Below are 6,000 nucleotides of genomic sequence, written 5' to 3'. Positions count from 1 at the left end.
TCCCGCGAGCTGACCGGGGAATCCGCACCAACGTGGCGAATCGAAACGGACATCCCACTCGCATCGGCGTGAACACTGATCAGATGCTCTCTTAGGGACGGAAGGTGCGGCGGTAGGTGTCGGGTGGGACACCGACGCTGCGGTGGAAGTGGCGGCGCAGGGTGGTGGCGGTGCCCATGCCGGTGGCCGCGGCGATGGTGTCCACGGTGGCGTCGGTGGTCTCCAGCAGTTCCTGGGCGTGGCGAATGCGCTGGGTGTGGAGCCATTGCAGTGGCGTGGTGCCGGTGAGGTGCTTGAAGAGGCGGCCGAGGTGGCGTGAGCTCATGCGGGCCCGGCGGGCCAGGTCCTCCACGGTCAGCGGCTGGTCCAGCCGCTCCAGCGCCCAGGGGAAGAGCTCACCCAGGGGGTGGTTGCCCAGGGCGGGGAGGGGCGTGGCGATGAACTGGGCCTGGCCGCCATCCCGGTGGGGTGGGATGACCAGGCGTCGGGCGATCTTGTTGGCGTTGGCCGAGCCGTGGTCGAGGCGGACCAGGTGCAGGCACAGGTCCATGGCGGCGGCCTTGCCCGCGGAGGTGAGGACGTCGCCGTTGTCGACGTAGAGGACGTCCGGATCGACGGCGGCTGACGGATGGCGCCGGGCCAGTTCCCGCGTGTGAGACCAGTGCGTGGTGGCACACCTGCCGTCGAGCAGCCCTGCTGCGCCCAGGACGAAGGCCCCCGTGCACAGTGAGGCCACGCGGGCACCGGCCGCGTGGGCCGCACGCACCGCCTCGACCAGCTCGGTGGGCGGGTCGAGGTCGGTGTCGGCCCAGCCGGGGACGATCACTGTGTCCGCCTGGGCGAGGTGGTCGAGTCCGTGGTCGGGTTCCAGGCGGAAACGGCCGATGTGCACGGGGCCGTTCCCGCAGAGGGAGAAGTCGTACCAGGGGTCCACGATATGGGTCAGGTCGGATCCGAAGACCTCGACGGCCACGGACAGTTCGTAGTGGAGCATGCCGTCAGTGACGGCCAACGCAACAGCGGGCATGTCCGAAACTGTACGCGGCATGTCGTTTCCGACGCTCGTGCGGGGCGTTGACGGAGGGACAGGATGGGGATGTCAGGCCGCGGCGGATCGACCTCGCAGCGGGCGTTGCAATACACGGGAGCGGTCTCATGGGGTCAGGTCAGCTGGTTACGGTGTTCGGCGCCTACGGTCACACCGGGCGGTTCGTGGTCGCGGAGCTGGCCGCGCGTGGGTTCGTCCCGGTGCTGTCCGGGCGCAACGCGCAGACCTTGGAGGAGCTGGCCCACGAGCACGGGCTGGAGGCCCGGGTGGCGTCGGTCGACGACCCGGCCTCGCTGGACCGGGCCCTGGCGGGAACGGCGGCGGTCATCAACTGCGCCGGCCCCTTCGCCTCGACCGTCGGCCCGGTGATCGAGGCCGCGCTCCGCGCGAAGATCCCCTACCTGGACGTGGCCGCCGAGCTCGAGGCCAATCTCGACACCTTCGCCCACTACCGTGAGCGAGCCCGGGACGCGGGAGCGGTGATCGTTCCGGCCATGGCCTTCTTCGGCGGCCTCGGCGACCTGCTGGCCACCGCTGCGATGGGCGACTGGACCGAAGCCGACGAGGCACACATCGCCTACGCGCTCAGTAATTGGCACCCCACCGCCGGTACCCGGCTCTCGGGTGCGGTCTCCCGCGAGCGACGCGGCGGCCACCGCCTGCGCTACAGCGGCGGACAGTGGGAGCACCGCACCGACGCCGCGCCCACCCTGGCGTGGACCTTCCCGGAACCGATGGGTTCCCGGCCGGTGATCGGGGAGTTCACGATGGCGGACGTCGTCACCGTCCCCCAGCACCTCTCCATCCCCGATGTGACCACCTACATGACCGCCGAGGCGGCCCGAGACGTCGCCGCCCCCCACGCGCCGGCCCCGACCGCCGACGACGAGAGCGGGCGCTCGAACCAGACCTTCCTCGTCGACGTCGTCGTCCGCTCCGGCGGAGCCGAACGCCGGGCCACGGCCAGCGGCCAGGACATCTACGCCGTCACCGCGCCCCTCGTCACCGAGGCCCTCGAGCGCGTCCTGACCGGCCGCACCAAGACCATCGGCGTCGTCTCGGCCGGCGAGATCTTCGACGCTCCCGACTTCCTGAACGCGCTCGAGCCGCACATCACACTCGACCTGCACCCGCAGAAGCAGAACGCCTGAACCGAGCCATCCGTCCGTCGGGCGCGCGCCCTCAGCGAGCCGTGACGACATGGGTGTCGGCGTCCTCGTTCGATTCCCTCACCTGCACGGGTGCTGCCCGAAGTCCTGAACAAACGCTGCTCAAACTCGTGAACAAAGCCACTGCTCGGGTTGCTTCCCCACCTTTCGGGCGGTCTTGTGCGGTGTGTCGGGCTGGAGCCATCCCGTGGTGGACAGCCTGCGTGTGCTCAAGGTTCGGCCTGCTCGGGAGCCGGATGCTCACGCGGGAGGAAGACGTGGACGGCCTGCACCGCATCCTCGCGAAGGGCTTTGGCTACTCGGACGCCGAGATCACCGGCTTCCTCGACACCATCGACACCGACGACTCGGCCACCCGCACCTTCGTCTTCGCGATCAGCACCGGCCCGACGGCATCTGCCGCGACGGCCAGATCCCGCACCGCTGGATCGACAACATCACCATCAGCGACCTCGTCCCGGGACCGGTTCTCCGCACCTACTACGCGACCGACCACGACTGACCCTCACTGATCGCCAGGGCCCGACGACCTTCGGTCGCCGGGCCCTCAACATCGCGCCGAAAGGCGCGTCGGTCTGGCCATGTCAAAGGAGTTGGAGCACCTCGACCAGTGCGCCGGGACGCCGGTCCACGGGCAAGGGATCGACCAGGTGGACCTGGCACCCCAGCTCGGCAGCGCCGACGTCCGCAACAGGCTCGTCTCCCACCATGAGCGCTTCGCCGGGCGCCACTCCGACCAGCACGAACAGGACGGCAAAAACGCCGACTTCGGCCACCAGGTTCAGCTGCGGCCCCCACGGGCCGTACATCACCAAGAGGCCCGCCACGGCGAGGTTGCGAGGGCGAGCACGAAGAACAGCGGGGCGGCCACCCGAGACACGATCCCGAATCCGGCCGAGAGGGTGCGCACCAGCTGGGGCGGCTTCTCGATGGCGCCCTCCCGCGGCTGGTTCATCGCGCGCCCCCTTGTCGTGCTCTGGGTAAATGGCGCGAATCCAGTTTATGCAAGGAAACGGGAAATGAGATACAGGAGGGGACCTGTGGGCTTCAGGTTGTCGCGGACGGAATGGAACGATGTTGTCCGCGATTGGTGCCGGGTCCTCGCCTTCGTCGGTCAGAACGGCGCTGGCCAACGTAAGCCTGGTGGCCAGTTGACGAAGCTCCTTGATCTCAGCCTTCTGATTGGGGACGGTCTCCCTGAGCTTGGTGACGGTCTCCCGCAGACGTCTCGCGGATTCCGGGACCTGTCGGGTTTCGGTGCGGGCACGCTCGTAGAACTCGTTCAGGTCGGCTGCCGTTGGAAGCGGTGGCCTGTCCGGCCAGGAGCCGGTCCATGGCCTCGCGGATGCGGGTGCGCTCGTCCTGGTGCTGATCGTTCATGTGCGGGCCTCGGCGGGGGAGCGGTGGCGTCGTGGGTATCGGCCGTCGCGCACAGCCGGTCGGCGTTGGAGTGCAGGCGCTTGCCGACCGGGCCGGGGGGCGTGGCCGGTGTCGTCGACCACCCATACCTGCGGGCGCACCACTGCCACCGCCCGGCGGGCCAGCCGTGCCCGGACCGCTTCCACCTGCCAGGTCGAGGTCGTCATGAACTGCTGCAGTTGCTGGTGATCCACCCCGAGACGACCGGCCATCGGCTGCATCGACTTCCGGCGCCCGTCCAGCAGCAGGCCGCGCAGATACAGCCCGCCCTTCACCCGCTGATCCGCACGCGCCAGAGGCGTGAACACCTCCCCGGCGAACTCCTCCAACCGGGCACGACACGCGGCCAGTTCATCCGCCCTCATATCCGCAGGGAAGCACCAGACCACCGACCAGACAAGACACCTAACAAAGCACTACTAGTACTCCAGCCGTAGTTCGCGATCACGGCGAGTCGCTGGTCATGGCCCGTAGACGAGATCCGCACCCCCACTGGCCTCAATCAGCCAGGACAGCGAACCGCTACCGAAGGGCCAGCCCGTGGTGGCCACCTGCACCCAGCCGCCCGACACGTCGGTTCCTGCGTGCCACCACCACCAGCTGCGGTCGTCTCCCATTCCTTCCTCGGTCGGGTCGAAGTAGTACAGCCAACCCGAGAGCGTCCACGGTCCCTGATCGACGGCCGCTCTCTCCTCTGGGGTCATGGCCCGCCATTGACGCAGCCACGCCTCGATGTCGAAAGGCTCGCCGTGCTCCGGTTCCGGAGTCTCGGGTGCGCACCGCTGGATGAACCAGTTCGGCAGCAGCTGCGGCCAAAGCTCATCCGCCGGCCACTCAGCCATCTGCGCGACCACGCACATGAGTACCGCACGCGCATTGGCTATTACCTGGGCCGGATCCTCGGCGGTGAACCGGCAGCGCACGAGAAACGGCCGGGGCTGGTCGTCATCCTCGGCTCCCGGTCCGGATCGAAGGCGCCGCAGCTCGCCTGTCATGGTTTCCACGGTGAGGAAGTATGCATCGGCACCGACCTCGCGACATCTCGATATCGCCACCGGTCAGGGGACACCAGCCTCTACGGCTGGGCAGTTGCTTGCCGTCGGTAGTGGCAGGCTCGGGCGCGGGCTTGGTGTCGGCGTCGCCAGTGTGACCAGCGCAGGCGGTGTGCGACGTGGTGGACCGGGCTGATCAGGGCCGCGAACAGGCGCTGGATCTCGTTGCCGGTCAAGGGGATCAGGCCGTCGAGGGCGGGCTGGTCGCGCCGTTCGGTGGCTGCGGTGACGGCGAGGAAGGCGTGGGCGAGCATCGCGAGGGTGACCCAGCGGTGCCAGGAGGTCCAGCGGCGAACCTGGTGCTCGTCCAGGCCGGTCAGGCCCTTGCCGGCCTGGAATGTCTCCTCGATCGTCCAGCGCCGTCCGGCCACCCGCACCAGTTCCGACAGTGCCGCCAGCCCGGGTGAGAAGCAGCGGTAGAAGGCGAGTTCGCCGGTGCGACGGTTGCGGCGGACCAGCAGGCACCAGTGGTCGGGCCGACCGGAGGGGTCGTGGATATCGACCTGTGCCCAGTCGTAGTACCGTTCGCCCTTCGCGCCCGCTCCAGCTGACAGTCGCTGCCAGGCCCGCTTCGGGATCCGCGCGGCCAGGGTCTTCGCCTGGAACTTCCCAGCGCGCGTGGTGATCGTGTGGGTGCTGGAGATGGCCAGGACGTAGCCGGTCCGGCGGCGTTCAAGGGTGATCCGCAGGTGGGGGTTGTCGCCGTAGACCTCGTCGCCCGCGACCCAGCGTGCGGGGGTTCCCGCGTCCAGCGCCCGCTCGACCATGCGGGCGGCGAGCTGGGGCTTGGTGGCGAAGGCCAGATCGTCCGGGATGCCCGCGCTCCGGCAGCGGTCCGGGTCCTCGGTCCAAGAGCGTGGCACGTACAGGGCTCGGTCGATGGAGGCGTGTCCGCGGGCGGCGGAATACACGAGATAGACGGCGACCTGGGCGTTCTCGATGCGGCCGGCGGTGCCGGTGTACTGGCGCTGGACGCCGACGGTCGCCATGCCCTTCTTCAGATCGCCCGTCTCGTCGACCACGAGCACCGCCTGGTCGTCGGCGAGATGCTCGACGACGTAGGCGCGCACGTCATTGCGGACAGCGTCGGCGTCCCACTTCGCACGATGCAGCAGGTGCTGCATGCCGTCCGGAGTCGCGTCGCCTGCATGCTCGGCCAGCGTCCAGCAGTTCTTCCTCGGCAGGTCTGACAGCAGTCCGAGCACCAACGCGGTTGCGCGACGTCGGGGTTCGACCCGAGCAAACCGGCCCGCCACGCGGCCCATCAGCTGGTCGAACATCGCCCGCCACCGGGCAGGCACTACGCTGTGCC

The 6,000-nt window shown here is 69.0% G+C and carries 7 protein-coding genes and 2 pseudogenes; 2 read left to right on the top strand and 7 right to left on the bottom strand.

The genetic code is table 11. The features are described 5' to 3' along the window. Positions 1-91: 91 nt before the first annotated feature. Positions 92-1,027 carry a helix-turn-helix domain-containing protein gene (locus tag AB0959_RS50375; protein ID WP_366833728.1) on the bottom strand — a complete coding sequence of 312 codons (936 nt, stop codon included), beginning with the start codon at positions 1,025-1,027 and terminating at the stop codon, positions 92-94. 128 nt (positions 1,028-1,155) lie between these two features. On the opposite strand from AB0959_RS50375, the gene AB0959_RS50370 reads away from it, so the two are divergent. Continuing rightward, the gene (locus AB0959_RS50370; protein WP_366833727.1) at positions 1,156-2,199 is read left to right on the top strand and encodes a saccharopine dehydrogenase NADP-binding domain-containing protein; all 1,044 of its coding nucleotides are present in this window, start codon (positions 1,156-1,158) and stop codon (positions 2,197-2,199) included. A gap of 254 nt (positions 2,200-2,453) precedes the next feature. Beyond that, on the top strand, positions 2,454-2,729 hold the full coding sequence (locus AB0959_RS50365) for a hypothetical protein (protein ID WP_366833726.1): 276 nt from the start codon (positions 2,454-2,456) through the stop codon (positions 2,727-2,729). Positions 2,730-2,801: 72 nt separating this feature from the next. Here the strand turns inward: AB0959_RS50365 and AB0959_RS50360 are convergent. From AB0959_RS50360 to AB0959_RS50335, 6 genes and pseudogenes are all read right to left on the bottom strand, one after another. Then, positions 2,802-2,954 (bottom strand): annotated as a pseudogene (locus AB0959_RS50360) (hydrolase); the annotation flags it as partial. A 71-nt stretch (positions 2,955-3,025) separates the two neighbouring features. After that, the gene (locus AB0959_RS50355) at positions 3,026-3,172 is read right to left on the bottom strand and encodes a hypothetical protein (RefSeq protein WP_366833732.1); all 147 of its coding nucleotides are present in this window, start codon (positions 3,170-3,172) and stop codon (positions 3,026-3,028) included. 112 nt (positions 3,173-3,284) lie between these two features. After that, positions 3,285-3,597 (bottom strand): annotated as a pseudogene (locus tag AB0959_RS50350) (hypothetical protein); the annotation flags it as partial. Further along, positions 3,594-4,001 carry a transposase gene (locus tag AB0959_RS50345; protein ID WP_366833725.1) on the bottom strand — a complete coding sequence of 136 codons (408 nt, stop codon included), beginning with the start codon at positions 3,999-4,001 and terminating at the stop codon, positions 3,594-3,596. The gene AB0959_RS50345 and the pseudogene AB0959_RS50350, both read right to left, overlap by 4 nt. A gap of 96 nt (positions 4,002-4,097) precedes the next feature. Then, the gene (locus AB0959_RS50340; RefSeq protein ID WP_366833724.1) at positions 4,098-4,631 is read right to left on the bottom strand and encodes a hypothetical protein; all 534 of its coding nucleotides are present in this window, start codon (positions 4,629-4,631) and stop codon (positions 4,098-4,100) included. Between the two features lie 80 nt (positions 4,632-4,711). Continuing rightward, positions 4,712-5,953, bottom strand: a complete 1,242-nt coding sequence (locus tag AB0959_RS50335; protein WP_366833731.1) for an IS701 family transposase — start codon at positions 5,951-5,953, stop codon at positions 4,712-4,714. Positions 5,954-6,000: the final 47 nt, after the last annotated feature.

Origin of the sequence: Streptomyces sp. NPDC046862 (assembly GCF_040704615.1) — a bacterium.
GTDB lineage: Bacteria > Actinomycetota > Actinomycetes > Streptomycetales > Streptomycetaceae > Streptomyces.
The sequence above is the reverse complement of the archived record's forward strand: the minus strand, read 5'-3'. Positions and strand labels throughout refer to the sequence as shown.